Below are 26,599 nucleotides of genomic sequence, written 5' to 3'. Positions count from 1 at the left end.
GCGCGGCGCCCCCCCATGGCACCCGCATTGGCAACGCGACCCCCCGCCGCGGCCGCGCCCCCGGGGCACCCCCGACGGGCGAGTAGCACGGGCGCCATCGCGGCGTTAGTCAAATGCAGCCAGAGCTCGGCTATGGCTGCATTCGAGCGCCTTGCCCTGGCGCCCGTGCTACTCGCTGAGCGACACCTCATTTACCAAGCGGCCCACTGGCCTTGCGCTTCATACGCTGCGACGCTCGTTCAACGATCTCTTGCCGCAATGCGTGGGTGGCCCGACTCCACACCGTGATCTCCTCGCCGCTGCGTCCGCAACCGAGGCAAATCCCCTCGACATCGAGTTCGCACACGCCGATACACGGGCTCTTGACCTGGGCGGCTGTCCGGGTGGGGTTAGTTGATTGCATGGGAATCGCTATCGATGAAGTCAGCGGCGCGCGAGTATACGCCAAGGGTCCTCTCCCATGCGCGATGCAGGCAACTCAGGTCGCCCTCAATCGCTGCCGCATGACGAACTTTTGAATCTTCCCGGTCACGGTCATCGGGAACTCATCGACGAACTGGAAGTACTTGGGGATCTTGAAATACGCGATCTGCTTCTCGCAGAAATCGCGCAACTCCGCCTCCGTACACTGCTCACCGTCGTGGAGCCGAATCCAAGCAGCCACTTGCTCGCCATACTTGTCGTCCGGCACACCGAACACCGCCACGTCCTGAATCTTCGGGTGCTGGTACAGATACTCCTCGACTTCGCGTGGGTAGATGTTCTCCCCGCCGCGAATGATCATGTCCTTGACCCTGCCGACGATGCGGCAGTAGCCGTCCTCGTCTATCGTCGCCTGGTCACCGGTGTGCATCCAGCCAGCCCGGTCGATCGACTCCTGAGAGCGCACCTCATCATCCCAGTAGCCCAGCATCACGCTGTAGCCACGGGTGCACAACTCTCCGGTCTCCCCGCGCGGCACCGTGCTCCCCTTTGCATCCACGATCTTCACCTGCACGTGCGGGTGGATCCTGCCCACGGTCCCCACACGCTGCTCGATCGGATCGTCGACAGCGGTTTGAAAGCTCACAGGACTGGTCTCCGTCATCCCGTAGGCAATAGTGATCTCACGCAGGTGCATGCGCTCGATCACCCGTCGCATGACCTCGATCGGGCAGGGTGCGCCCGCCATGATTCCAGTGCGTAGGGAGCTTAGGTCGAAGCCTTCGAAGTGCGGATGGTCGAGCTCCGCGATGAACATGGTCGGAACACCGTACAGCCCGGTGCAGCGTTCTGACTCCACGGCTCGAAGTACGGTCTCCGCCTGGAAGCTTGCGCCAGGGAATACCATTGTGGCGCCGTGTGTCAGGCAGCCGAGCACACCCATTACCATGCCGAAACAGTGATACAAAGGTACGGGAATACACAGGCGATCCCGGGCAGTGAAGCGCATGCCTTGGGCGCAGAAGAATCCGTTGTTAAGGATGTTGAAATGGGAGAGTGTCGCGCCCTTGGGCAGGCCGGTCGTGCCGCTAGTGAATTGCACATTGATGGGATCATCAGGTTGCAACGCAACGGTGATCGACTCGAGTTCGGCGAGCACCTGAGGGGTCACCAAGTGCCCGAGGGACGCGAAGGTGCGCGCCGCGGCGACCGGCGACTCGGGCGCGATCGCCACTAGGTGTTCCAACGCCGGGCAGGCTGCCGTACTCACGGTATCGCCGGGTGAGCTCACCTCGAGCTCGGGCATCAGCTCGGAGAGCATCTGCGCGTAACTTGCTTCACGAAACCCTTCACCAAAAACTAAAGCTCGGCTATTGGTCTTGGTGAGCGCATGACGCAACTCGCTGGAGCGATAGGCGGGGTTAACGGTGACCAGCACCAATCCTGCCCGCGCCGCCGCCAGCTGAGTCAACACCCACTCCACGCAGTTGACGGACCATATGCCGATCCGATCACCCGGCGTGAGACCGAGCGCCAGCAGCGCGGCGGCGAGTCGCGTAACTGCCGTATCGAGCTCGCTGTAGGACATTCGCACATTCTGCTCGCAGACCACGAGCGCCTCACCCGTGGGCCAGCGTTCGGCGGATTCACGAAGCGCCATCCCGATGGTCTGATAGCGCAGGGGTTCCGGCCCCGTTCCGCACACGTAGCTGCTGCTCATCGAGTCCCCTGCGAATCGCCCCCTAGCTTACCGCCCGCTCGCGCGCCACGCCCGATCGCGCCACTCGCAGGGCGCCCGCCACGAGCGGACTCTGCACGAGGAGCGAAAAGACGACCACGCCGTAGACGATACACTGCACCGTATACCAGCCTTCGAACTCCAAAGGCAACGAGAGCACCAGGGCCACGGACACGGCACCCGGTGCGCCACACGCCACGATCGCCGGCACCTGGCGAAGCGGCACGCGTTCGGCACCGGGCAGCCAACGAAACAGCGGCAACAGCACACCCATCACCAACACGCGCGCGGCGGGCAGGAGCACGATGCCGACCAGCATAAGACGCCAGTGATCCTGGAACATCTGCACGTGAATCGTGATCCCGAGCAATAGGAAGGTGAAGCTCGAGGCGAGGCGAGACTTGTACTCCCACACGCCGAGCAGCAGCTGCGGATCGCACGCACCATGCCCCCTGCGCAACACCGATCTTGTCCCAAGGCCCAGGACGAGCAGCGACATCACGCCGGACACCATGACCACGGACTCGGCGATCAGATAGGTGATGTAAACCAGCACTAGTGTCGCGACCGTGCGGCCTATCGCCTCGCGCATGCGCGGCAGCACCACCCGCGCCACCGCGAGCCCAAGGGCGCCCACCGCCAAGCCTCCTGCTGCTGTGAACACGAGCGCCCCGGGAGCGTCGCTCAACATGGCCGTTTGCGCGTCGAGACCAACGGCGAGAATCACGGAGAACAAGACCACCGACATCGCGTCACTGAAGTTGCTCTCGCCTTCCACCAGCAAGCGCAAGCGCGGCGCCACATCGCCTTGGCCGAGGCGACCGACCACCGAGGTGGCGTCCGTTCCGGCGAGCAACACGCCGGCCATGGCCGCGGCCAGCCACCCGGCGCCCTCCAAGCCGTCCGTGGTGAGGTACAGGAAGGTGCCCACCACCGTAGCCACCCCAACCATGCCGGGACCTGCCAACAGGATCACGGCGCCGATGTTTCTACGCAGCAGCGCCGTGTCGAGGTGCAAGGCGCCCTCGAAGATCAGCACGGGCAGGAGGACAAAGATCACCACCTCGTGGAATTGGTTCCACCGGATCCCCGTGTCGTGCCCGCTCGCCACGACGATCTCCGATCCCACGAATCCGACCACCATGAGAACGACGTTTCGTCCCACGCCGATTCGCTCTAGCAGGGGGCTCAACAGCAACGCCACAGCCAACAGCGAGAGCAACAGCAAAAGGGTATAGTCGATGCTCAAGTTCTATCCTGCCGCTCAGCGCCACCTAGGCGCAACGATTAAATCCATTGGGTTTTCGCCGTGAATGACTCTGCCCTGCTCGATTCAATACCCGTGGCGATGGTGCAGGCACCACCGGTCTACCTCAATCTTGACGCCAGCACCGAGCGCGCCATCGATTACATCGAGCGTGCCGCCGCACAGGGTGCTTGGCTGACGGCATTTCCCGAAACCTGGCTCCCCGGCTACCCCGTCTGGCTCGACTATGCACCGAATGCGAGCCTCTGGGAGCACGGTCCCGCCAAAGCGCTCTTCGCCCACATGGTACGCGAGTGCCCCACGGTACCCGGACCCCATATCGACCAACTGCATCAGGCTGCCCGCCTCGCCGGCACTCACGTGGTCATAGGCATCCAGGAGCGCGATGGCGCCACCCTCTACAACACCATCGTGTACCTAAATGCCGATGGCGTTACACGAAGGATCCACCGCAAGCTCGTCCCCACCTACACGGAGCGCCTGGTGTGGGGTCGAGGCGATGGCAGCACACTGGGAGTGATGGGCACGGAGCGCGGCAACGTCGGCGCCCTCGTCTGCTGGGAGCACTGGATGCCCTTGGCGCGGGCGGCGATGCACGCGCAGCGCGAACGGGTGCACATCGCCCAGTGGCCTGGGGTGAAGGACCTTCATCAGTTGGCGAGCCGACACTACGCCTTTGAAGGTCAGTGCCACGTACTCGCGGTGGGCACGGTCCTCACGCGGAGGCAGGTGCTAGAGGGCTTCGACAGCTGTCCGCAGCGCGACCCGCAGGCCCGCACCCTGCTGAGCGACATCCCCGGGGATGACGATACGCTACTGCTGCCTGGTGCCAGCGCGGTGATCGCACCGGACAGCAGCTACGTGCTCGAACCGGCCGTTCCAACATCGGAGCTTTTGCTGGCAGATCTCGATCTACGCCAGGGCGTTGAGGGCTGGATGACCTTAGACACGGATGGCCATTACTCGCGACCGGATGTCTTCGAGCTCACGGTCAATCAGAAGGTGCTGCGGAACGTGCGCTTTCAGACGCCGCCGACGGCTCCGGAGCCGCCGCCCTAGGCGCAGGCGTCCGATGCTGGGGGAATGGCGAGGTCTGCACACCGGCCGGTTCGAACCAATTCAAGCGCTGGTGGAGAGTCACCACCGAACCGACGATGAGAAGTGCCGGGGAACGCGCCTCGGCCTGTTCCACCTTAGGCGCAAGATCCTGCAAGGTGCCCAGATGCACGCGCTGCGCTGCGGTTGTGCCCTGCTCCACCAGCGCAGCCGGTGTCTGCGGTGGGCGACCATGCTCAACGAGCCCATCGCATAGGGAAGCGAGACCGCCTAGGCCCATGTAGAAGACGAGGGTCTCATCGTGCGAGGCGGCCAGGCGAGACCAGTCGAGGGCAACACCTCCCTCCGCGCGATGGTGCGCCGTCCAGAAGCTGACCCCTTGCGCATGATCACGGTGCGTGAGGGGAATGCCGGCGTAGGCGCCACAGCCGCTTGCCGCCGTAATACCCGGCACCACGACGAATGGGACACGCTCATCGACCAGCCCTTCAATCTCCTCGCCGCCGCGGCCGAAGATGAACGGGTCCCCCCCCTTCAAGCGCGCCACGCGAAACCCGTCACGCGCATAGCGAACGAGCAGCGATGTTAGCTCGCGCTGACCGATAGTGTGATCGCCCTTGCGCTTGCCCACGTAGATCAAGCGCGCCTCGCGGCGGCACAGGCGCAAGACCGCCTCAGGCACTAGGCGATCGTAGAGCACTATCTCCGCTTGCTGCAGCAAACGCTGTGCCCGGAAGGTCAGCAGATCAGGGTCGCCGGGCCCGGCGCCGATGAGGTACACCTCGCCCATGGCGGCGCTGTCCCGAGCGTCCGGTGCAGCCATGGCTGCCTCCAAGGCTTGCTCGGCGCGCTCGAGCTGCCCTGATAGTGCCAGCTCCTTCACGGGGCCCTGCAAGATGCGCTCGACGAACCGTCGGCGTATGTCCACATCGGGAAAGCGCGCTTTCATCGTGCCACGAAAGCGAGCCATCAACGCCCCGAGGTTCGCCAAACCGGAGGGCAATGCCGACTCGAGCAGCGCACGCACCCAACGCGCGAGCACCGGCGAGGTTCCCCCGGTGGAGATGGCGATGGTGATCGGTGTGCGGTCGACGATCGCCGGCAAAATGAAGCTGCACAGCTTGGGCTGGTCGGCGACGTTCACGGGGATGCCCCGCGCCTCACAGGCCGCATGGACCGATTCATTGACCTGCTTGTCATCGGTAGCGGCGATGACCAGCTTCGCCCCTTCCACGTGAGCATCGGCAAACCGCTCACCAACGTGCTCCCAACGGTGCAGGGAGAGGGCCTCACTCATCGCCTCAGACACCTCCGGCGCCACCACGCGAATGCGTGCCCCTGCCTCGGCCACTAGCCGCGCCTTCGCCACCGCCACCTCGCCGGCGCCCACGATGAGCGCCCGCGCGTCGCGGAGCTTCAAAAATACCGGCAGGTACTCCATCGGTTGCGCGCTCAGTCCATATCGATCCAGACGGGCGCATGATCTGAGGCCGTCAAGCCGTTCTGCTTCTTGCGGTAATCGCGGTCGATCACCACATCGCGCACACGCGCCATCGCCGGTGCGGTCGCCAGCAGGGTGTCGATCCTCAGGCCCTGGCGACGATGGAATGCCCCGCCGCGGTAGTCCCACCAAGAGAACTCCTCGCCGTCGGGCTTGTGGGCTCGATAGGCGTCGACGTGACCGGTGTCCAGCAGGGCCTGAAAGCGAGCGCGCTCAGCCTCCGTGTGGAAGATGCGACCAGCGAACTGCGCTTCATTCCAGCTGTCTTGGGGGCCGGGGCAGATGTTGAAGTCGCCGCCGATCACTGCAGCCCGGGTTGGGGGGTGATACTCGGCGAGGTAATCGCGTAGGGAGTCGAACCACGCAAGCTTGCGCGGGAAGTCCTCGTGTTCCGTCGACTTGCCGTTGGGGCAGTACACGGTGGTGTAGCGCACGCCCTGCACATTCGCGCTCACGAGGCGGGCGCCGAAGTCCTCCTGCCCCACGAGGCCCTCCGCCACCGCTTCGATCGGATGACGAGAGAGGATCGCCACGCCATTCCAGCCTTTCTGCCCATGCACGAGGGCCGAGTAGCCCTCGGCTTCGAAGCTGAGGGCTGGGAACTGGTCTGGCGTGAGCTTAAGCTCCTGCAAGCCCACCACGTCCGGTTGCCGCTCGCGCAGCCACAACAGGACGAACTCTAGGCGCGAACGCAGGCCGTTCACGTTCCAGGTCGCTATACGCATCACATCCCTGATGTCAGTTGAAGTTGTCTCAGGCAGGACTGCGCGGTCGCGCGCGGTCGCTAATGGTCTCGTCAACGCCAGCTCTCACTAGCGCGAGCGCGTGGTCGGCCAACTCCTCGACCATCTCTGGGCGATTGTGGAGCTTCGACAGCATGAGTGTCCCCTGTACGAACGCGACGATGGCGCGCGCACCATCCGGCACGTCGATCTCCCGAATCGCGCCCGCCACCACCGCCTCGTCCAGCACTTGTTCGAGTAGTGCCGTCTGCTCGGCGAAGACCATCTCGAGCTTGCAGCGTACGGGCTCGCTGAGTGTGCTGAGTTCGGCGGCCAAGTTGCCGAAGCAACACCCTGGCGTGCGCCCACAGTCATCGCGCAGGGTAACCTGCGCTTGGGCGTGCATCATGACAAAGCGCCGAACGCGTGCGAGAGGCTCACAGGAGGGGTCCATCACCTCGCGGCGAAGCTGCTCGCGAAAAACGCTCCAGCGGTGCTCTAGGAGGGCCACCGTGAGCGCCTCCTTTGAGGGGAAGAAGTGGTAGAAGCTGCCCTTCTTCACGCCCGCGTGCTCGCACAGCTCCTGCACGCCCACGCTCTCGTAGCTGCGCGAGTGGATCAGCGCGACCGCGCTGTCGAGCAGGCGGTCGCGGGCATTGCTCGGCCGCCCCATAACGCAATCAGGCCAGCAGCGCGTCCAAGCCCTGCTCGTAGTCGGACTGCTTCTTGATGCCGACCATTGTGTCCTGCACCTTGCCGTCCTTGAACAGGATGACCGTGGGAATCGAGCGGACGTTGAACTTCATCGCCACCTGCTGGGCCTCGTCCACGTTGAGCTTGGCCACCTTGGCGCGCCCTTCGTAACTGCTCGAAAGCTGCTCGATGAGCGGCGTAAGCATCCGGCAGGGGCCGCACCATTCGGCCCAGAAGTCGACCAGCACGGGCACGTCGGAGTTGATGACTTCTTGCTCGAAGTTGCCGTCGTTGAGTTCGATCATGTTTTGCATTTCCTCTGGATAATCGTGCGCTTGCGCCATAACCCGGAGGCGGTGGCGCGGCACATTTGACCGGTCGTCTAGTTTGGGGACGCCAGCGTGTGTATTCAAGGGACTGGCGGGTTGTTACCGTCGGCGCGCCGAGCGCGACTCTGCGCCGGGGCTCGAGGCTACGGGCTTGCAGGGCCGTCGAAAGGGTCTTCCAACACGATGTTGTGGTCCCGCTCGGCTCCGGTGGACACCATCGCCACCGGCGTCTCGACCAGAGCCTCGATGCGCGCGAGGTATCGCCGCGCGTTAGCGGGAAGCCTCTCGAGTTCACTCACCCCCGCGGTGCTCGACTGCCAGCCGGGAAGTGTCTCGTAGATAGGCTCGCAGTCGCGCAGGCGCTCCGAGTCGTCGGGCGGTAGGTCGAGCACGTCACCGTCGAGGCGATATGCCGTGCACAGCTTCACTTCAGCGAGCTCGTCGAGCACGTCGAGCTTGGTCACGCACAGGCTATCCAAGCTCGAGGCGATCGCCGCGCGACGGGCGGCAACCACATCGAGCCAACCGCAGCGACGCCGCCGCCCGGTGGTGGCCCCGAACTCCACCCCGATGCGCCCAAGATACTCGCCAATATCATCGTCCAGCTCCGTGGGGAACGGCCCCGCACCGACGCGCGTGGTGTACGCCTTGAGTACGCCCAGCACGTAGTCGATCGAGCGTGGCCCCACGCCAGAGCCGATCGCGGCGTTAGCCGCAGTGGTATTTGAGGAGGTCACGTACGGGTAAGTGCCGTGATCGATGTCTAGCAGCGCGCCTTGTGCCCCCTCGTAGAGCACGTTGCGCGAGGCGCGGTGGAGCTGGTCGAGCTCACGCCCTACATCACAGCGAAGTCGATCCAAGCGCTCGCGGCGCCCAAGCATAGCCTCAGCGGTGGCCTCCACGTCGATCGCCGCCTCAGAGAAATAGTGAGTGAGGACGAAGTTGTGGTAGTCCATCAACTCCTCGAGGCGCTGGCGGAAACGCGATTCATCGCACAGATCGCTGACGCGCACGCCCCGGCGGGCCACCTTGTCCTCGTAGGTCGGCCCGATACCCCGCCCCGTGGTGCCGATCGCCCGCGCACCGCGCTTCGCCTCCCGCGCCAGATCCAGCGCCACGTGCGAGGGCAGGATCAGATGACAGCCGGCGCTAATCCCAAGCCGGGCCTCTACGTCACACCCACGCGCGGCGAGCATTTCCACTTCTTCAAAGAGGGCGTCCAGCGATACCACCACGCCGCTGCCGATGAGGCAGCGCACGCCGTCGCGAAGCACGCCAGAGGGGATCAGGTGCAGGACCGTCGTCTCACCGCCGATCACCAACGTATGACCGGCGTTGTGGCCTCCCTGAAAGCGCACGACTGCGTTGGCCCGCTGGGTCAGCAGGTCCACGATCTTGCCCTTTCCCTCGTCGCCCCATTGGGCGCCGATCACCACGACGCTACGGCTCATCAGCCATTCCCTTCACGGATCGTCAGCTACGAATCAACAGTCAATGACGTGCAAGGTACAGCACCACGAGGCCAGCAGCCATCGACGCCACCCCGAGCAGGCGTACGCGGGAGTTATCGAGCGTGAGCAGCAGTGCCAGGGCGCGCCGGATGCTGTTGGGGTTCGCGAAGGGCACTAGGCCCTCGATGATCAGGCACAGCCCCAAGGCTGCAAGCAGATCGGACCAATCCAGTCCCATGGATGACCTAGCGCATCGCGCGCAGAGGCGGCCGCGGCAAGCAAGCCGCGGCCCAGCGCTCAGCGATCGTCCTGCTCGCCCGCCGCGTCGGCCACGGCTCGCAACTCGGGCTGGACCGGCTCGGCGTCATTGAGGTAGCGGAAGAAGTCGCTCTCAGGCTGCAGCACGAGCACATCGCCCTGCACGCCAATCGACTTGCGATACGCCTCCATGCTGCGGTGAAAGGAGTAAAACTCCCGATCCTGGTTGTAGGCTTGGGCGTAGATCTCCGCCGAGCGAGCGTCGCCTTCACCGCGAATGGTCTGCGACTCGCGACGGGCCTCCGCCAGGATGACCTCCCGATCGCGATCCGCCTCCGAGCGGATCACCTCAGAGGTTTCCGCCCCCTCGGCACGCAGCTGCTTGGCCACACGGTTTCGCTCCTGGCGCATGCGGGCAAACACCGAGTCACTGACTTCGTCCGGCAGATCGAGCTTCTTCACTCGCACGTCCACGATGGACACGCCAAGTTCGCTCGCCGTCGTCGACGCCTTAGCGATCATCGCCTGCTGCAGATCTGAGCGTTCGGCGGTCACCGCCTCCTGTAGGGTCCGCTTGGCGAACTCGGCGCGGATACCGTCCTTGATGATTTCGAGCAAGCGCGCTTCCGCAAGGTCACGGCGCCCCGCCGTGGAGCGGTAGTACTGAGAAGGATCAGTGATGCGCCACTTGACGAACATGTTCACTCGAAGGTTCTTTTTCTCGTTGGTGAGAAACTCTTCGGGCTGCGTGTTAATGGTGAGGATACGTCGGTCGAACTTGAGCACGTTGTTCACTACCGGCCACTTAACGTGCAGACCCGACACGTAGTCGTATTTGACGATCTCACCGAAGCGAAGCTTCACCGCGTACTCGCGCTCGTCCACTGTGAACAGCGCCATGGAGCCTACGAAGAGCAGGCCAATGAGCGCGATGACGCCGAAGTTACGTAAGGGATTCATGCTCAGTTACCTCGCTGGCGGCGCGTATCGCGCGTACGCCGCGACGATGGACTATCGCTACTGGACCGCGGCGTGGAGGCTACCGACGGCAAGCGCAGACTACTGCTGCCCTCGTCGGCCAGCGGTCGCGTGTTGCGTTGGAGCAGGCGATCGAGGGGCAGGTACAACAAGTTCCCAGAGTCGTCCGAGTCGAGGATTACCTTGCTCGAGTTGCCGTAGACGTTTTCGATGGTCTCAAGGTACAAGCGCTCGCGAGTTACCTCTGGTGCCTTCTGGTACTCCTCCAAAAGGGCCAAAAAACGAGCCGTATCACCTTGGGCATCCGCGGTCACACGTTGGCGATACGCCTCGGCCTCGGCCACGACGCGCGCGGCCGCACCGCGAGCACGGGGAACCACATCGTTTCGGTAGGCTTCTGCTTCGAGCGCCAGGCGGTCCTTGTCCTCTCGTGCCTTGATCGCATCCTGGACGGCCGTCTGAACCTCCGTCGGGAAGTTGGCGTCCTGCAGGTTGACGGAGGTCACCTCGATGCCCGTGCCGTAGTTGTCGAGGCTGACCTGAATCAGTTCCTTTGTGAGCGTGGCCACCTCGGCGCGACCTTCGCGCAGGATGTAGTCGAGCTGGTTGGCGCCGACGATCTCTCGGATCGCGCTCTCGGACACTTCCTGAAGGGTCAGCACGGGATCGCGAACATTAAAGAGCACGGCTTTTGGATCTGATAGGCGGTACTGAACCGCAAGATCCAACTGCACGATGTTCTCATCGGCCGTCAGCATGCGCGTGTTGTAGGGGAAGCGCTCGATGTTGGTGACGTTGACTCGCAGCACGTCGTCAACGGGCCAAGGCACGCGCCACTGCAAGCCCGGTGCGGCCGTGCGGTGGTACTTGCCAAAACGTAGGACCACACCGCGCTCGGGCTCGTCCACCTTGTAGAAGCCGGAGAAGCCCCAGACCACGACGGCGATGACCGCCATGACGAGCAACCCGATGCGGCCGATATCGTCGCCGCCACTATTGCCACCGCCGCCGCCACCGCCGAGCGCCCCGCTTAGGCGACGCCCGTACTTGCGGATCAGCGCGTCAAGATCAGGTGGCCCCTGATTGCCTGAGCCGTTGCGGTCCCAGGGGTTCTTGTTGTTACCCCCAGACTCATTCCACGCCATGTTCGCTAACCTCTTGCCTCGTCGCTTCAGCCGGCGGCACCGGTCTCGATGCCCTGACCTCGTTTCTCGCTAGTGCTGTGGAGACGGGTGACTCAGCCGGCTCCTGCAGCAGATCTATTTCGCAGCCCTCATCGTGGCAAAGCTTGTCCAGCGTGCGCTTGGCCACGCTGACTCGCAGCAGCCAGCCGCTTTCGCTCACCTGTTCGCCGATCACGGCGTCGTGCTCGAACAGGCGCGCGCGCAGTCGTGCCTGCGCGAACGGCAGCTTCACCTGTGCTTCCACCCAGGGTGGGCGCAAGGCGACTGCGATCGTCTCGCGCAACAGGTCCAACCCCGCGCCCGTGACCGCACTTACCCAGATGCGCCAAACGCGACCAGCGTCGTCCCGATCCACCCGTACGGCGGCGCCGGCTAGGTCGATCTTGTTCATCACTAGCAGGCGCGGTACCTCGTCGGCGCCGATACTGTTCAACACCGCGTTCACCTGCGCTTCGCGCTCCGCGTGCTGCTCGTCGCTTGCGTCGATCACGTGCAGCAGCAAGGACGCCTCCTGGGTCTCCTGCAGGGTCGCGTGAAAGGCGGCCACAAGTTCGTGCGGTAGATCACGAATAAAGCCCACCGTATCAGCCAAGACCGCATCGTCTGCATGCGGCAACTCAAGCCGACGCAGCGTGGGATCCAACGTCGCGAAAAGCTGGTCGCGTGCGTACGCATCCGACTGCGTCAGCGAATTGAACAAGGTCGACTTGCCGGCATTCGTGTAACCGACCAGCGAAACCGTAGGCACCGCAGCGCGCTGGCGCGCCGAGCGCCCCTGCGCCCGCTGCGACCGGACCTTTTCTAGGCGGCTGCGCAGCTGGCGGATCCGCGCGCCCAGCAGACGCCGGTCGGTCTCCAACTGTGTTTCGCCAGGTCCGCGCAAACCGATGCCACCCTTCTGCCGCTCGAGGTGGGTCCACCCCCGCACGAGGCGCGTCGACAGGTGGCGCAGCTGAGCGAGTTCGACCTGCAACTTGCCCTCGTGGCTTCGCGCTCGCTGGGCAAAGATGTCCAAAATCAACCCGCTACGGTCGAGCACGCGGCAAGCCAGGGAGCGCTCCAGATTGCGCTCCTGACTCGGCGACAGGGCGTGGTCGATCAGCACGAGATCAGCATGCTGCTGGCGCACCAGATCTCCCAGCTGCTCGAGCTTGCCGCTGCCGATCAGGTGACGCGGCTCGGGACCGGCACGGCCAACGGCAAGAGCGCCGACGGCATCCACACCAGCCGAAGCAGCCAGCTCTTCGAACTCTTGGACCTGGTCATCCGCGAGCGGAGCGCCAAAACTCACGTGCACCAAAATCGCCCGTTCGCCACCATCGGGGCGATCGAGGGCCGAGCCTCGGCCATCATCCTCTTCGCGCTTGAGCGCGGCGTCGGAGATCGGCGTAACGTACCTCGCGGCATCGCTACCCGCCGTTTCGCCGGGCGAGCCGGGGTCGGCACTGACGGCAGATGGACGCTTAGGAAGATTGTTGATGGGAGCTTATTCCTCGCCTTCCTTAGCGCTCTCATCAGCGCTAGGCAGACGCACGTTGCGCTGGGGGACGACGGTGGAGATCGCGTGCTTGTACACCATCTGATTCACCGTGTTCCGCAGCAGCACCACGAACTGATCGAAAGAGTCGATATGACCTTGCAGCTTGATGCCGTTTACCAAGTAGATTGAGACGGGCACGTTTTCCCGCCGCAGGGTGTTGAGAAACGGATCTTGTAGGGTTTGGCCTCTGGGCATGATTTAGTTCACATGGAATTTGTTGTTTGAATGCCGCGGGTGTGCCAGACGTGGTGGCGCCCGCGCGGTCGCTTGTGGCCTCACCCCGCGTGAGTCCGGGGTGGGTGAGAAGGCCCTAGCGATCAGACCTGGTGCTCCTCCAGGGCCGATTCCACCTTCTCCATCAACGAAGTGTAGCGGCTCGGGGAGTCGCTATCCAGCCAACAAATGGCAGAATCAGCCCGCAGCCACGTGAGTTGACGTTTCGCCAGTTGGCGCGTGGCCTGTACGGCTGCCTCCCCCGCTTGTGCGGCACTGTGTTCGCCCTTCAGGTGACGCCAGTACTGGCGATAATTCACCGAACGCATCGACGGCATACGCTCATTGAGGTCGCCGCGGGCGAATAGTTCCGCGACTTCCTCCACCAAACCTGCCGCCAGCATCTGAGCCAAGCGCTGCTCGATCCGCTCGTGGAGGGTCGCTCGATCGGCAGGCATAACGGCGTACTTTAGGTACGTGTACGCCCTTGAGGGCGCCTCGGTGGCATCCTGCAGCACGCTGAGAGGCGTCCCAGTAAGGTGCCAGACCTCGAGGGCACGCTGGATCCGTTGCGCATCGTTCGGGTGAATCCTGGCCGCAGCCGCCGGGTCCACGCCGGCCAACTCCCTGTGCAGGGCAGGCCAACCCTCAGTCAGCGCCTGCGCGTCTAGCCTAGCCCGCATCTCGCCATCCGCCGTAGGCAGGGGCGCCAGTCCGCGCTGGAGGGCCTTCAGGTACAGCGCCGTACCGCCGATGAGCAGCGGCACCCGGCCCACCCGACGGCTCCGCTCCATGGCGCCCAGAGCATCCTCCACAAAGCGCCCCGCCGAATAGGCCTGCGCCGGGTCACAGATGTCCACCAAGGCGTGGGGTACCCGCGCCAGCACTTCAGGATCGGGCTTGGCCGTGCCGATGTCCATGCCACGGTAGATCATCGCTGAGTCGACGCTGATCACATCGAATGGGCCGCGCTCAGCGAGGTGGATCGCGAGCGCCGTCTTACCGGCCGCGGTGGGCCCGGTCAGCACGACCGCGGGCCAAGCCCCGGTGGACGTCGCTTGGCCCCTACCCGCGGTCCGCAGATCGTTCACGAGCCCGCTAGCGACCGCGTAGGAACAGTCGATCGAGGTCGCTCATGCCCAGTTGTGCCCAGGTGGGACGACCGTGGTTGCACTGATCCGCTCGCTCCGTCCGCTCCATGTCGCGCAGCAGCTGGTTCATCTCCTCGCGGGTGAGTTTGCGGTTCGCGCGGACGCTGCCGTGGCAGGCCATGGTCGCCAGCAACTCGTCTACTGCCTGTTGGATCCGATTGCTGGCGCCGTGCTCCAGCAAATCGGCGAGGACATCGCGTACGAGCTGCTCAACGTCTGCGTGCGCCAGCAGGGCGGGCACCTCGCGGATCAGCAGGGACTGCGGCCCCTGACGCGTGAGGGCGAGCCCCAGGCGCGACAGCTCATCGGTCGCCGCCTCCGCCGCGTCAGCCTCGCGCGAAGAGACCGCCAGACGCACGGGCATCAGTAGAGGCTGCGCGGTCACCCGGCCACCTTCCCAAGCTACCTTCATGCGCTCGTAGACGATGCGCTCATGCGCCGCGTGCATATCCACGACCACCAGGCCGTGCTTGTTCTCGGCCAACAGGTAGACTCCGTGCACCTGTGCCAGGGCTTGCCCTAAGGGCGCGTCGTCATCCGCCGCTGGCCGCACCGGCGCTTCGGCTACTGCAGAGGTAGTTGCACCGCCCAGGTCAGGCGCGGTCGCGGCCGGCGCGCCGTAGAGCGAACGCCAGGCCTCCAGGCGCGAGCGCGTATCTCCTAGCGACATCCGCTGCTGTGTGCCCGCACCGCGATTGATTGCAGCGTGTGGCGGCGCCTCGTCCGACGCCAGCCCTCGTTGACCTATCGCGTCCGGCGTGACGCCCTGGTCGAGTTCGGTGGGCGCTGCCCCGCTATGCGCGCCCGGGTGCGTTTGCGCCAGCACGTGCTCGATTGTGCGCCCAACGAATCCATGCACAGCCCCGCTGTCGCGAAAGCGCACTTCGAACTTCGCCGGGTGAGCGTTCACGTCAACTCGCGAAGGGGCCATCGTCAGAAACAACACATACGCCGGGTGACGGCCGTGGAACAGCACGTCCCGATAGCCGTGGCGAACGGCGTGGTTGAGCAGCTTGTCCCGCACCATTCGACCGTTGACGTAGCAGTACTGCATGTCCGCCTGGCTTCGACTGAAGGTCGGCTGGGCGATCCACCCCCGTAGGCCGAGCGACTCCCCTTCCCGCTCTACGTAAAGGGCGTGCTCGAGGAAGGCGTTACCACACACAGCCGCAACCCGCGCTTCCTGTTGCTCGCGATCGTGCGCGGGCGCGAGGTCCAGCACGCGCTTGCCGTTGTGCGTGAGGGCGAAGGCCACATCGAAGCGAGAGAGGGCAACCCGTCGAAACAGACCCTCCGCGTGAGCGTACTCCGTGCGCTCCGTGCGCAGGAACCGGCGCCGGGCCGGGGTGTTGTAGAACAGGTCGCGCACATCCACGGTGGTTCCCTTGGGGTGTGCCGCCGGGGCCAACTCGGCGCCCTCTTCGCTGGCGGCCGCTAACGTGTGCGCCGCTCCATCACCCGTGCAGGAGGTCAGGGTCGTACGACTGACCGACGCGATCGAGGGTAGGGCCTCGCCACGAAAGCCCATGGTGGCTACCTGCTCCAGGTCGTCGAGGTTGAAGATCTTACTGGTGGCGTGTCGGGAGAGCGCCAAGGCCATCTCCTCGGCGGCGATGCCAGCGCCATCATCGCGCACGGTACATCGGCCGATGCCGCCCCTCTCGAGGGTGACGTCGACGCGCCTGGCCCCCGCATCCAAGGCGTTCTCGAGTAACTCCTTGAGCACAGAGGCTGGTCGCTCGATCACCACGCCAGCGGCGATCTGATCGATAAGTTGGTCGGGTAGTAGGCGAATGGGCATAGGGGCCTAGGGTAGCGCAATCGCCCCCGCTCGCTGCGCCCTACTGGCCGCCGCTACCGCCTGGGATAGTCAAGACCTGGCCGATACGCAGGCGATCGGTGGCGAGATCATTCACGGCACGCAGGCGCGGCACGGTCACGTCAAAGCGCGAGGCGATGGCCGAGAGCGTGTCGCCGCGGCTGATGGTGTAGGTGCGCGGGCTCACCGGTGCTTGCGCAGCTAGGCGCGCCACGAGCGTGCCGGGGATGGACTGCTCGTAGAAGTAGGATCGCACGCCCCGCAGAACCGCCGCCGCGAGCCGACGCTGAGCCGCCGGATCGCGTAGCGTACGCTCCTCGCTGGGGTTCGAGATGTAGGCTGTCTCCACCAGCAAGGAGGGAATGTCTGGAGACTTCAGGACGATGAACCCACCTTGCTGCACCGTGCGCTTGCGGACGTGAACCACGCCGTCGAGTTCGCCGAGCAGGTGCTTGCCCGCCTGCAGGCTGGCGCTGATGGTAGCCGATTGGGACAGGTCGAGGAGCACCGACGCTAGCACGTCGTCCTTATCGTTGAGCTCCACCCCGCCTATCAAATCCGCTGCATTCTCTCGCTCGGCCAGCCAACGCGCCGCCTCGCTACTCGCCCCGCTAGCAGAAAGAGCGTAGACCGTTGCGCCACGGGCCCGCGCATCGCGGAAAGCATCGGCATGGATGGACACGAAAATGTCCGCTCGCGCCTTACGCGCCCGGTCCATCCGGCCGCGCAGGCTCACGAAGTAGTCACCGTCGCGGATCAGCACCGGGCGCATGCCTGGTTCACGCTCGACCAGGGCTGCGAGGGCGCGAGCGATGCCGAGCACCACGTCCTTCTCCCGCGTGCCGCCGGGACCGGACGCGCCGGGATCCTCCCCGCCGTGTCCCGCATCGATGGCGATCACTAGATCGCGCTCGCCCTGGCTGGACGCCGTCTTGACCACGGTCTCGCCGCGAGACTGAAGTCCCAAGTCGACCACCAGGCGATGGCCGTACACGTCATTAGGCGCCACACTGAAGGAGTTCGGATGTACCGACTGATTCACGTCCAGCACGATCCTAAGATCTCCATTAGGTCGCTGGCCGTGGCGGATCCCGCTCACCACGCCGCCGGTCGGCGGCGACTGCTGATGCCCGGACCAACGCCCTGCATGCACGTCGATCACCACGCGTTCTGGGCCATGCAGTACGAACAGTCGATGGGTAGACGCGCGATCCAGATCGAGGACGACGCGCGTGTTGTCCGGCCCTGCCCAAAGGCGCACGCCCTCCACGTCCACATCGGCGGCTTGCGCACACGTCGCAACCAGCGTGAGGCACAGCGCAAAGAGCTGGTATCCAGGGCCGACGATGGAATGGGTGGAGCGGTGCATGGGGTCGGGCGCACTAGCAACTGTTGATGGTTACCCCTAAAGGCTATCGCAGTGGGCGCGCGCCTGACAAGCATTTTGTCATGAAAATTAGCAAGATGAGGGCTCAACCTCAGAGACTTGTTGAGCCGCCAGCGCCCCGCTCTACCCACGCCAGCCAGGCCTCGCCAAGGCGGGAAGGCGCCGCTGCCTGGACCCAGCGCTCAGCGGCGTTTGCCCCGTGGGACAGGCCCAGCTGAAGGTCCGCCCCCTCAAACACCGCCGGCACCCGCTCAGCCCACTCCACCAGCGTGAGCTGGCTCTGCCCAGCATCATCAAAATACCCAATGAATTCAAGCTCCTCTGGATCTGCCAGGCGGTATAGATCCAGGTGGCGTAGGGCCGTTCCGTCCTCTAGCCGATAGGGCTCAACCAGCGTGTAGGTAGGACTTCGAATCGTTCCCTGAACGCCGAGTGCCCGGAGCAAGGCACGTGCGAGGGCGCTCTTGCCTGCCCCGAGTGGCCCGCTCAGGGTCAGCAGCAGGCGCTGGTCCGCTGCCCTTTCACGGACGAAAGCAGCGAGCCTCTGGCCGAGCGCCTGCGTGGCGGCCTCGCTACCTAAGCGCCACGCTACCTCACGCACCGTCGACCCCACGACCGTTCAGGCAGTCCCGTACCAACGGAGGGAGCTCACCCGCCAGCAAGCCGCGCTGCCCACCCTGTCGATCCACCGCAAGATCGCCGGCTGTAGCGTGGGCGAGCACTCCCAGACAAGCGCTGACCATAGGCTCCCTCGCGTACGCCTGCGCCATGAGCGCCCCGATCACACCGCTCAGCACATCGCCCATCCCGGCGACGGCCATCCCTGGATTCCCGCGATCGCACACGTGCGGTAGCCAACCGGGCGCTCCGACCAAAGAACCAGCACCCTTCAGTACAACCACAGCCCCGAAGCGCTCCACCAGGCCGGCGTGGGCACCGAGACGATCCAATTGCACGGCGCGGGCATCGCGATCGCCGAGCAGACGCCCGGCCTCCCCTGGGTGGGGCGTAAGTACCACGGGCTGCGCCGAGGGGCGATCGCGCAGGCGCCTACGCCATTTCATCGGATCTCTCGCGAGCAGGTTAAGCCCATCCGCATCTAGCAGCAGCGGCAGATCGCTGTGGAGGACGGACTCCAACAGCTCAATCGCCCACGACCCCTGGCCGAGACCAGGCCCGGCCACCACAACACTGGCCCGCTCGAGTAGTGGCGCGAGCATCGAGGCGGCACGCACGCCGTGGACCATCAGCTCTGGACGCCCGAGATTGAGCACGCTGGCGTGAGCCTCGTCAGTGGCAACGGTGACTAGACCGGCCCCGGCATACAACGCCGCCTCCCCAGCCAGGCGAGCAGCCCCTGCCATGCCAGCAGCACCGCCGAGCACGAGTACGTGGCCGTGATTTCCCTTGTGCGCGACGACCCGGCGTGGCGCGGCAAACGCCGCCTCCAGCAAGCTACACGGCAGCAGGTGGGCGACGGGGCATGGCGCCGGATCGGGCAGCATCGCGTCGATCCCCAGCCGCTCCAGGCGTAGCGCGCCCACGTAGTCTGGCGCCAGACTGAGGTAGTGGCCGACCTTGCGCTCGACAAAGGTCACCGTAAGAGCTGCTCGGACAGCGATCCCCAGAACGGCGCCGGTGTCGCTGCAGACACCGCTAGGGCAGTCCAGCGCCAGGACCGGTCGTCCGCTCGCATTGACGGCACTTATCACGCCGGCCAAATGCCCTTCAATCGGTCGCGACAGGCCCGTCCCGAACATGCCGTCGACGACCACATCGACCGCCGTGAACTGCGACTCGCCGAAAGCCTGTTCATGCCATCGCTCGACGCTTACCGACACGGCCCTAAGGTCCGCATGAGCGCGCGCAGCGTCGCCACGCAGCTGCGCCGGATCAGCGAACAAAACGACACGCGGCTGCAACCCGACGGCGGCCGCCAGGCGGGCCAGCACCAGCCCGTCCCCGCCGTTGTTGCCACGCCCGCAGAGCACTAGCAGGCGCCGGGCGTCGGGCCAGCGCTCGCGAAGACGTTCGAGCGCACCCGCAGCTGCCCGCACCATCAGCGCGTAACCCGTGCCCCCCGCATCGATCGCAGCGCGATCACGAGCACGCACCTGCGCGGCACGGTACAGGCCGTCTGCGCCGGAGAGAGATCTGCCTTGCGTGTTCACCACTTCAGTATACTTGGCCGCACTGCGGCGACTGAGCCAGCCGTCCGGCGCCCCTAGGAACCCAGGTGCATGAATCTTCGCGCACTCGAACAGAACCTGCACGACTGGGCCCAAGAGTTAGGATTCCAACAGCTCGGTATCAGCGACATCGACCTCCAGCAGCACGAGAAACTCCTCGAGCGCTGGCTTGCCCTCGAGCGCCACGGCGAGATGGGCTGGATGGCACGCCACGGCAGGCGACGCTCGCGTCCCGCCGCCCTGATTCCCGGCACCTGCTCAGTGGTCTCCGTACGGATGGACTACTTTCCGCCCCGCGCTGCCAACGCCGAACAGGTGCTCCAGTCCCCTAGCCTGGCCTACATCTCGCGCTACGCCCTCGGTCGCGACTACCACAAGCTCCTGCGCAAGCGCCTGCAAGCACTGGCCAATCGCATGCGGGATGAGGTCGGCGATTTTGGCTACCGGGTGTTCGTCGATAGCGCGCCCGTGCTCGAGAAAGCCCTAGCCCACAAAGCGGGACTCGGTTGGATCGGTAAGCACACGAACGTATTGAACAAAAGAGCGGGCAGCTGGTTTTTCCTTGGCGAGATATACACCGACCTCCCGCTCTCGCCGACGGCCATCGTGGCGCCGACCAACCACTGCGGCACCTGCACCGCCTGTATGGATGTCTGTCCGACGCGGGCGATCGTCGCACCCTACGAGCTCGATGCACGCCTTTGCATCTCTTACCTCACGATCGAATTGGCTGGACCGATCCCCGTCCACCTAAGACCGCTGATCGGTAACCGAGTATACGGCTGCGATGACTGCCAGCTGTTCTGCCCCTGGAACAAGTTCGCCCAAGCGACCGCTGAGGACGATTTCAGCCCTCGCCACCGCCTTGACGAGGCGACTCTAATCGAGTTGTTCAGCTGGACTGACGAACAGTTCCTCGAGCGCACGGCCGGCAGCCCGATCCGACGCATCGGCTATGAACGCTGGCTCCGCAACCTAGCGGTGGCCCTTGGCAACGCACCGACCACTTCAGCCATTGTGCAGTGCCTCGAAGCGCGACTCCCCGATCTGCCTGAGTTGCCCGCCGAACATGCGCGCTGGGCTCTGGCACAGCATAATCGCGGTAAAGCCCCTACCCCAGCACACGCCCCCTAGGTGCGTTCGCACGGGTCCCGACGCCGCGGAGCCCAACGCCCCCTATGAGCCAGCACGCAAGTCTGTTTAACTTCTTGAGTTAGAGTCTCGTTGGAAACCGGATGCCAACCGCCGATCTACCCGCCACGCCGACGCGAGAGAGCCTGCAAGGATTGCAGCTGTTTCGCGGGGTCGATGTCAGCGCTGTCGAGGGCTACCTCGACGCGTGTGCCGTTCGTCGCCTGGGCGCAGGGGAGGTGCTGCTCAGTCCGGACGAGGAGAACTATCATCTGTTCGCCCTGGTCGAAGGCGGCCTGCATGTGCGACTCAAGCGCGATGCCAAGGAGCCACTCGAAAACGTCGTCTCGGGCGCCTGCGTCGGGGAGATGTCCTTCGTCGACGGCGAGCGCCCATCGGCGTACGTGGTGGCCACGGGCCCATCACTAGTCCTCGAGATCCCCCACGAGACCCTCTGGGCGATGTGCAATTCGGCTCCCGTGATCGCGCGTAACCTCTTGGCGTTACTCGCCAAGCGCGTGCGCAACAGCAATCGCATCATCCTCGATGGGGAAGGCATGCTGCGCGAGGTCGAACGCAACGCGATGACCGATGCGCTCACGGAACTGAACAACCGCCACTGGCTGGAGGAGATGTTCCCGCGCAAGCTCGCACGCTGCGCGCGCGACGGGTCGCCTACCTGCCTGATCATGCTCGACATCGATCAGTTCAAGCCCTACAACGATCGCCTCGGGCACCTCGCCGGAGATCGCGCATTATGCCAAGTGGCGTCGGTCTTGCGCACGCAGATTCGGCCCAACGATATGGTGGCACGCTACGGTGGAGACGAGTTCGTGATCATGCTGCCCGACACCAACCTGGAGTCGGCCCTGACCACCGCCGAGCGAATTCGCCGCGGCATTTCCCGCGCTTCGATGATGCACCCGGACCGCACGCGCATCACCGTATCCTTGGGGGTCGCCGAATACGGCCCCGACGACACACTGAAGTCACTCATTAACAAGGCCGACTTCGCCCTGTATCGGGCGAAGCTTGCAGGGCGCGATTGCGTCGCGCAGTAGCGCAGCCCTAGCCGGCAGGGCTCAGCCGCAGCTGGAGGTTGTCGATCAGGCGTGCGCGCCCAAGCCACGCGGCCCCGAGCACGGCCAGCTCGACCTCCCCCCGAGCGGCGGGCGGTTGCAGATCAATACCGCGCCGTATGGATACGTAGTCCGGACGCAGGCCCGCGTCGCGCAGGGCTTGCGTGGCTCGCGCCTCTATGGCCGCGTAGGCACGGTCTCCTGCCTCCAAGGCCTGGCGTGCCCCGACCAGCGTTTGGTAGAGCACTGGGGCCAGCGCGCGCTCCTGCGTGGTCAGGTAGCGATTGCGCGAACTCATCGCCAGGCCGTCGCTCTCCCGGGCCGTCGGCGCCGGCAGCACCCGGGTGGGGATGTAGAGGTCAGCCACCAGGCGCTGGATAATACGCAGCTGCTGCAGATCCTTCTCGCCAAACACGGCCACATCCGGCTGCACCATATTCAGCAGCTTGCAAACCACCGTGGCCACGCCGACGAAATGCCCCGGACGATGTTCCCCGCAGAGCATCTCCGTGAGGCCCGGCAGATCGATGCGGGTGGCCAGAGACTGGCCGAGGGGATAGATCTCCTCGTCACGGGGAAAGAACAGTAGATCGCACGAGGCGCCGGCGAGCATGGCGCGGTCCGCCTCCAGGGTGCGCGGGTAGCCGTCGAAGTCTTCACCGCCGCCAAACTGCAGGGGATTGACGTAGACACTGGCGACGAGGCTATCAGCGTTAGCGCGGGCCCGCTCGATCAGCGTCATGTGCCCGTCGTGAAGGTTGCCCATGGTCGGCACGAAGGCGATGCGCTCACCACGCGCGCGCCAGCGGTGGAGGCGCTCACGCAGGGCCGCCACCGTGTTCACCTCATGCATCAACTCACCTTCGTGCCCGCCGCCAAGCGCTCATTCAAAGCAATGCTCTTGCGCTGGGTAACGACCGGACCGCACGGCATCGACGTAGGCCGCCAATGCGTCTGGGATGCTCGCGGCGCCTGCCATAAAGTTCTGCGTAAAGCGCGGCTTGCGACCTGGCGTGATATCGAGGATGTCGTAGAGCACTAGGATCTGCCCGTCCACGTCTGGGCCAGCGCCAATGCCGATCACCGGCACTCCCAGCGCCTTGGTGATCCTGTCCCCTAGCGCGCTTGGCACACACTCAAGCAACACCATATCCGCGCCCGCATTCTGCAGGGCCAGCGCATCATCGACCATGGCCTGTCCCGTATCCTGCTCTCGGCCCTGGACACGAAAGCCCCCGATCTTATGCACGGACTGGGGACGGAGGCCGAGGTGGGCGCAGACCGGGATGTCGCGCGATGCCAGGTGCTCTACCACCTCGAGCTGCCTAGCGTTACCCTCGAGCTTCACCATCTGTGCGCCGCCCAACTGCATTAGGCGAATCGCGTTCTCCAACGCCACATCGGGCGAGGTGTAGCTCATAAACGGCATGTCAACCATGAGGAAAGCGCGATGCAAACCGCGCGCGACAGCCTTCGAGTGATAGATGATATCGTCAACGGTAACAGGCACCGTGCTGTCATGGCCCTGTACGACCATACCGAGGCTATCGCCTACCAACACGACGTCGACGCCCGCACCATCGACTCGCGCCGCGAAGCTGGCGTCGTAGGCCGTTAGAGAACTGAACTTCTCGCCCTTGCGCTTGAAGTCGCGCAGGGTGGAGAGGGTGACCGGCGGCCGTTCCTTGGCTTCGGGTTGCAGGTGCGTGTACACGGGTTTGCGTTCCCCAAGTGGTGGAGCACCGGGAGGGCGCTCAGCGTTGAGTTGAGTATCCGAATTCGATCGCGGGAATACCAGCCGGCCCGGCTCAGCGCGAACGGAACAGAGAGGGTTGACCGGAATTGAGGTAGTGGCGCCCGTGACGGATGCGCCCTATCGCCTCCAACACGGCTTGCAGATCCTCCTCGCGCGCCTGCACGTCTAGGCGCTCGTTGTTGATGATCAGCAATGCGCCTGCATCGTAGAAGTGGAAATAGCGTGAGTAGGCATCGCCTAAACGTTCGAGATAGCGACGCTCGATACGCTGCTCACAGGCGATGCCGCGACGAGCGATCCGCTCGAGCAGCACGTCAGGGCCGGCCTGCAGGTAGATGACCAGGTCGGGCACCGGTGCGTCCATCGCCAGCCGCTCGTAAAGCTGCTCGTACAGGGAGTACTCGTCGTCATCGAGGGTAAGGCGGGCAAACAGGCGGTCCTTATCCAGCATGAAGTCAGCCACCCTCACGGGCGCGAACATATCCGCTTGACGCAGCTGCTGAGCCTGGCGCGAGCGTTGCAGTAGAAAAGTGAGCTGTGTGGGCAGCGCCGCCGTACGTGGTTCGCGGTAGAAGCGTTCAAGGAAGGGGTTGGCGTGCGGCTCCTCGAGGACCAGCTCCCCGCCCAGGCGCTCCGCCAGCGCACGGGCCAAGGTGCTCTTGCCGACACCGATCGGGCCCTCCACAGCCAGGTAGCGCAGCTCAGTCGCCATCGCACTCGAGCGGCGCGATATCGCGGCAATCGACGGCTTGCAGCAAGCCGCTGATTGGCCCAAGGCCGGGCACGGAGAGGGCCGGTGCCACCTGCGCAAGCGGGGCGAGCACGAAGGCACGCTCGGCGATCCCCGGATGGGGAACGATCAGGTTGCCGCCTTCGTGACGCTCCTGGGCGTACACGAGCAGATCCAAATCCAACGTCCGTGGCCCCCAGCGCTCACCTTCGCGGCGACGCCCTTGCGAGTGCTCTATGGCTTGCAGCTCGCTCAACAGTGTGTGGGCGTCGAGCTGGGTGAGCAGCCCGGCAGCAGCGTTCACGTAGTCCGGCTGGTCTTGCGGCCCCATCGGCGCACTACGCCAAAGTCCCGAGCGGCGCACCAGCTGCGTATCGCGCAGGGTGGCGAGGGCGTCGAAGGCAAGCCGCAGCTGGGCCACAGGCCGCTCCATATTGCTGCCCAATCCGACGTACGCCGGCTGCCAGCATCGCGCCGCCGGGCTCACTCAGCACCGCCCTCCGGCGACGGCGCGCCTCCACTGTCGCCCGCCTCACCCGGGGCCTCCGCGCCTCTTCCCCGTCCACCGCGGCGACGTCGACGCTTGCGGCGCCGGTTCGGCGCCCCGTTCGCTCGCCCACCTTCGCCTGCGCCGCTGCCACCGCGTGCATCGAGTCGGCCGCGCGCTTGCTCGGGCTCGAGGTGAATGACCTCGCCCCAGACCTGGGCGGACTCCTCGGTGATCCAGGGCTCGCCAGCCGCGTGGCGGAGGAGAAAGAAATCGCATGCGGCGCGGAATCGGGGATGGTCGAGCAGGCGCAGGGCATGGCGACCCTGAACGTGTTCGAAGCGCGGCTGCAGGGAGAGGATGTCGCTCATGCCCTGCGTGAAACGGCGTGGAATCGCCACCTGCGACTGCTGGCGCATACCCATCTCAAAGGTGGCGTCCTTTAGCACGTGGCTGGTCAGGACCGGTGTCTCCTGCGGCGCGGCTTGCGCGGCCATCTCCAGAGCGAGATCGCGGATCGCTCCCCATAGCAAGACACAGAACAGAAACACGGGCGTGACGGACTTGCCCTGCTCTAGGCGCTGGTCGCTGTTGCGCAAGCCCATCTCCACTAGGCGCCGGTCGAAGTCCGCGGCGTGCGTCGCGAACATCTGCTCGGTGCTGGGAAACAGATACCTCAGCAAATCGAACTCACGCAGCAATTCAAGCGTGGTGAGCCCCGATCCTCCCATTAGCAACTTGATCGACTCATCGAGTAGGCGTGCCGGAGGAACATCGGCGAGCAGGTGGCCGTAATCGCGGATCGGTGCCTGGGTATGGTCGTGAATCGTGAAGCCGAGCTTCGCGGCGAAGCGAACAGCGCGCAGCATGCGCACCGGGTCCTCCTGGTAGCGCTGCACGGGATCACCCACCATGCGCAGGGTGCGCTCGGTAACATCCTCGACACCACCGGTGTAGTCCCAGATTGAGAAGTCGTCGATGTTGTAGTAAAGCGCGTTGGCGGTGAAGTCGCGGCGCCAGACGTCTTCTTCGATATTGCCGTAGACGTTGTCGCGCAGGATCCGCCCTGAGTCGTCGATCAGCCGGTCGGGGGCACTCCGGCTCTCTTGCTCTTCCGGCACGGACGGGGCTCGGAAGGTCGCCACCTCGATCACTTCTGGCCCGAAGTGCACGTGCGCCAGGCGGAAGCGACGCCCAATCAGCCTGCAGTTGCGAAACAACCGTCGCACATCCTCCGGGTGGGCGTCGGTGGCGATATCAAAGTCCTTCGGCTCGCGCCCTAGCAGCAGATCACGCACACCCCCGCCCACCAGGAAAGCCTGGTATCCCGCCTGATTGAGGCGGTATAGCACCTTTAGCGCGTTGCGCGAGATGTTCGACCGGGAGACCGTATGGTCAGGCCGAGGGATGATTCGCGGTGTCGTGTGACCGGGGTTGCTGGCTGTCAACGTCGGGTTAGGGGGTTGAAGGGATGGGGTATATTACACGCTCACTCCCCGACGACGACCGTGCGTTCG

Annotated in this window: 26 protein-coding genes; 3 read left to right on the top strand and 23 right to left on the bottom strand. The window is 64.9% G+C overall.

From position 1 onward, the window contains the following. Positions 1-187 precede the first annotated feature (187 nt). The 3 genes from AAGA68_14900 to AAGA68_14890 form a co-directional block, all read right to left on the bottom strand. Positions 188-403, bottom strand: coding sequence for a DUF1289 domain-containing protein (locus AAGA68_14900; protein MEM9386344.1), 216 nt, complete (start codon positions 401-403; stop codon positions 188-190). Between the two features lie 75 nt (positions 404-478). After that, positions 479-2,143, bottom strand: a complete 1,665-nt coding sequence (locus AAGA68_14895; GenBank protein MEM9386343.1) for an AMP-binding protein — start codon at positions 2,141-2,143, stop codon at positions 479-481. Between the two features lie 22 nt (positions 2,144-2,165). After that, positions 2,166-3,410, bottom strand: a complete 1,245-nt coding sequence (locus tag AAGA68_14890) for a cation:proton antiporter (protein MEM9386342.1) — start codon at positions 3,408-3,410, stop codon at positions 2,166-2,168. A 60-nt stretch (positions 3,411-3,470) separates the two neighbouring features. Here AAGA68_14890 and AAGA68_14885 point away from each other — a divergent pair, with 60 nt between their 5' ends. Continuing rightward, on the top strand, positions 3,471-4,487 hold the full coding sequence (locus tag AAGA68_14885; GenBank protein MEM9386341.1) for a carbon-nitrogen hydrolase family protein: 1,017 nt from the start codon (positions 3,471-3,473) through the stop codon (positions 4,485-4,487). Here the strand turns inward: AAGA68_14885 and cysG are convergent. The 15 genes from cysG to AAGA68_14810 all read right to left on the bottom strand — a co-directional run bounded on the left by cysG (position 4,420) and on the right by AAGA68_14810 (position 19,881). Beyond that, positions 4,420-5,925, bottom strand: a complete 1,506-nt coding sequence (gene cysG, locus AAGA68_14880) for a siroheme synthase CysG (protein ID MEM9386340.1) — start codon at positions 5,923-5,925, stop codon at positions 4,420-4,422. The genes AAGA68_14885 and cysG overlap by 68 nt on opposite strands. 11 nt (positions 5,926-5,936) lie before the next feature. After that, the gene (locus AAGA68_14875; GenBank protein ID MEM9386339.1) at positions 5,937-6,710 is read right to left on the bottom strand and encodes an exodeoxyribonuclease III; all 774 of its coding nucleotides are present in this window, start codon (positions 6,708-6,710) and stop codon (positions 5,937-5,939) included. Between the two features lie 28 nt (positions 6,711-6,738). Then, on the bottom strand, positions 6,739-7,380 hold the full coding sequence (locus AAGA68_14870; GenBank protein ID MEM9386338.1) for a TetR/AcrR family transcriptional regulator: 642 nt from the start codon (positions 7,378-7,380) through the stop codon (positions 6,739-6,741). A gap of 7 nt (positions 7,381-7,387) precedes the next feature. Beyond that, positions 7,388-7,705, bottom strand: coding sequence for a thioredoxin (gene trxA / locus AAGA68_14865; GenBank protein MEM9386337.1), 318 nt, complete (start codon positions 7,703-7,705; stop codon positions 7,388-7,390). 167 nt (positions 7,706-7,872) lie between these two features. Beyond that, entirely contained in the window at positions 7,873-9,180 is a 1,308-nt protein-coding gene (locus AAGA68_14860; protein ID MEM9386336.1) for an adenylosuccinate synthase, read from the bottom strand. Positions 9,181-9,220: 40 nt separating this feature from the next. Then, positions 9,221-9,418, bottom strand: a complete 198-nt coding sequence (locus tag AAGA68_14855) for a DUF2065 domain-containing protein (GenBank protein ID MEM9386335.1) — start codon at positions 9,416-9,418, stop codon at positions 9,221-9,223. Positions 9,419-9,477: 59 nt separating this feature from the next. Beyond that, positions 9,478-10,398 (bottom strand): protease modulator HflC, encoded by a 921-nt coding sequence (hflC, locus tag AAGA68_14850; GenBank protein MEM9386334.1) that lies wholly within the window; start codon positions 10,396-10,398, stop codon positions 9,478-9,480. A gap of 2 nt (positions 10,399-10,400) precedes the next feature. Further along, a complete protein-coding gene (gene hflK / locus AAGA68_14845) occupies positions 10,401-11,561 on the bottom strand; it encodes an FtsH protease activity modulator HflK (GenBank protein ID MEM9386333.1) in 1,161 nt (386 codons plus the stop codon). After that, entirely contained in the window at positions 11,548-12,984 is a 1,437-nt protein-coding gene (hflX, locus tag AAGA68_14840) for a ribosome rescue GTPase HflX (protein ID MEM9386332.1), read from the bottom strand. Before hflX ends, hflK begins: the two co-directional genes overlap by 14 nt. 102 nt (positions 12,985-13,086) lie before the next feature. Then, complete coding sequence (gene hfq / locus AAGA68_14835; protein MEM9386331.1) at positions 13,087-13,335, bottom strand: RNA chaperone Hfq; 249 nt, start codon at positions 13,333-13,335, stop codon at positions 13,087-13,089. A 122-nt stretch (positions 13,336-13,457) separates the two neighbouring features. Continuing rightward, positions 13,458-14,444 (bottom strand): tRNA (adenosine(37)-N6)-dimethylallyltransferase MiaA, encoded by a 987-nt coding sequence (gene miaA, locus AAGA68_14830; GenBank protein ID MEM9386330.1) that lies wholly within the window; start codon positions 14,442-14,444, stop codon positions 13,458-13,460. Between the two features lie 7 nt (positions 14,445-14,451). Beyond that, the gene (mutL, locus tag AAGA68_14825) at positions 14,452-16,305 is read right to left on the bottom strand and encodes a DNA mismatch repair endonuclease MutL (GenBank protein MEM9386329.1); all 1,854 of its coding nucleotides are present in this window, start codon (positions 16,303-16,305) and stop codon (positions 14,452-14,454) included. Positions 16,306-16,345: 40 nt separating this feature from the next. Then, entirely contained in the window at positions 16,346-17,692 is a 1,347-nt protein-coding gene (locus tag AAGA68_14820; GenBank protein MEM9386328.1) for an N-acetylmuramoyl-L-alanine amidase, read from the bottom strand. A gap of 109 nt (positions 17,693-17,801) precedes the next feature. Further along, on the bottom strand, positions 17,802-18,311 hold the full coding sequence (gene tsaE, locus AAGA68_14815; protein ID MEM9386327.1) for a tRNA (adenosine(37)-N6)-threonylcarbamoyltransferase complex ATPase subunit type 1 TsaE: 510 nt from the start codon (positions 18,309-18,311) through the stop codon (positions 17,802-17,804). Beyond that, a complete protein-coding gene (locus AAGA68_14810) occupies positions 18,304-19,881 on the bottom strand; it encodes an NAD(P)H-hydrate dehydratase (GenBank protein MEM9386326.1) in 1,578 nt (525 codons plus the stop codon). The genes tsaE and AAGA68_14810 overlap by 8 nt, the downstream gene beginning before the upstream one ends. A 69-nt stretch (positions 19,882-19,950) precedes the next feature. Between AAGA68_14810 and queG the strand changes: the two genes are divergently transcribed. Both queG and AAGA68_14800 read left to right on the top strand, forming a co-directional pair. Beyond that, on the top strand, positions 19,951-21,033 hold the full coding sequence (queG, locus tag AAGA68_14805) for a tRNA epoxyqueuosine(34) reductase QueG (GenBank protein ID MEM9386325.1): 1,083 nt from the start codon (positions 19,951-19,953) through the stop codon (positions 21,031-21,033). Between the two features lie 101 nt (positions 21,034-21,134). Next, complete coding sequence (locus AAGA68_14800; protein ID MEM9386324.1) at positions 21,135-22,091, top strand: GGDEF domain-containing protein; 957 nt, start codon at positions 21,135-21,137, stop codon at positions 22,089-22,091. Between the two features lie 7 nt (positions 22,092-22,098). Here AAGA68_14800 and panC read toward each other — a convergent pair whose 3' ends face one another. The 5 genes from panC to pcnB all read right to left on the bottom strand — a co-directional run bounded on the left by panC (position 22,099) and on the right by pcnB (position 26,530). Next, the gene (panC, locus tag AAGA68_14795) at positions 22,099-22,962 is read right to left on the bottom strand and encodes a pantoate--beta-alanine ligase (protein MEM9386323.1); all 864 of its coding nucleotides are present in this window, start codon (positions 22,960-22,962) and stop codon (positions 22,099-22,101) included. A 30-nt stretch (positions 22,963-22,992) separates the two neighbouring features. Continuing rightward, positions 22,993-23,823 carry a 3-methyl-2-oxobutanoate hydroxymethyltransferase gene (gene panB, locus AAGA68_14790; GenBank protein ID MEM9386322.1) on the bottom strand — a complete coding sequence of 277 codons (831 nt, stop codon included), beginning with the start codon at positions 23,821-23,823 and terminating at the stop codon, positions 22,993-22,995. A gap of 94 nt (positions 23,824-23,917) precedes the next feature. Then, on the bottom strand, positions 23,918-24,577 hold the full coding sequence (locus tag AAGA68_14785; GenBank protein ID MEM9386321.1) for a deoxynucleoside kinase: 660 nt from the start codon (positions 24,575-24,577) through the stop codon (positions 23,918-23,920). Further along, a complete protein-coding gene (gene folK, locus AAGA68_14780; GenBank protein ID MEM9386320.1) occupies positions 24,567-25,082 on the bottom strand; it encodes a 2-amino-4-hydroxy-6-hydroxymethyldihydropteridine diphosphokinase in 516 nt (171 codons plus the stop codon). Before folK ends, AAGA68_14785 begins: the two co-directional genes overlap by 11 nt. After that, positions 25,079-26,530 carry a polynucleotide adenylyltransferase PcnB gene (pcnB, locus tag AAGA68_14775; protein MEM9386319.1) on the bottom strand — a complete coding sequence of 484 codons (1,452 nt, stop codon included), beginning with the start codon at positions 26,528-26,530 and terminating at the stop codon, positions 25,079-25,081. Before pcnB ends, folK begins: the two co-directional genes overlap by 4 nt. Positions 26,531-26,599 lie beyond the last annotated feature (69 nt).

The organism is Pseudomonadota bacterium (assembly GCA_039193195.1).
In the GTDB taxonomy this organism is placed as follows: Bacteria; Pseudomonadota; Gammaproteobacteria; order Steroidobacterales; family JBCBZW01; genus JBCBZW01.
This window is presented reverse-complemented; position numbering and strand designations above follow the sequence as displayed.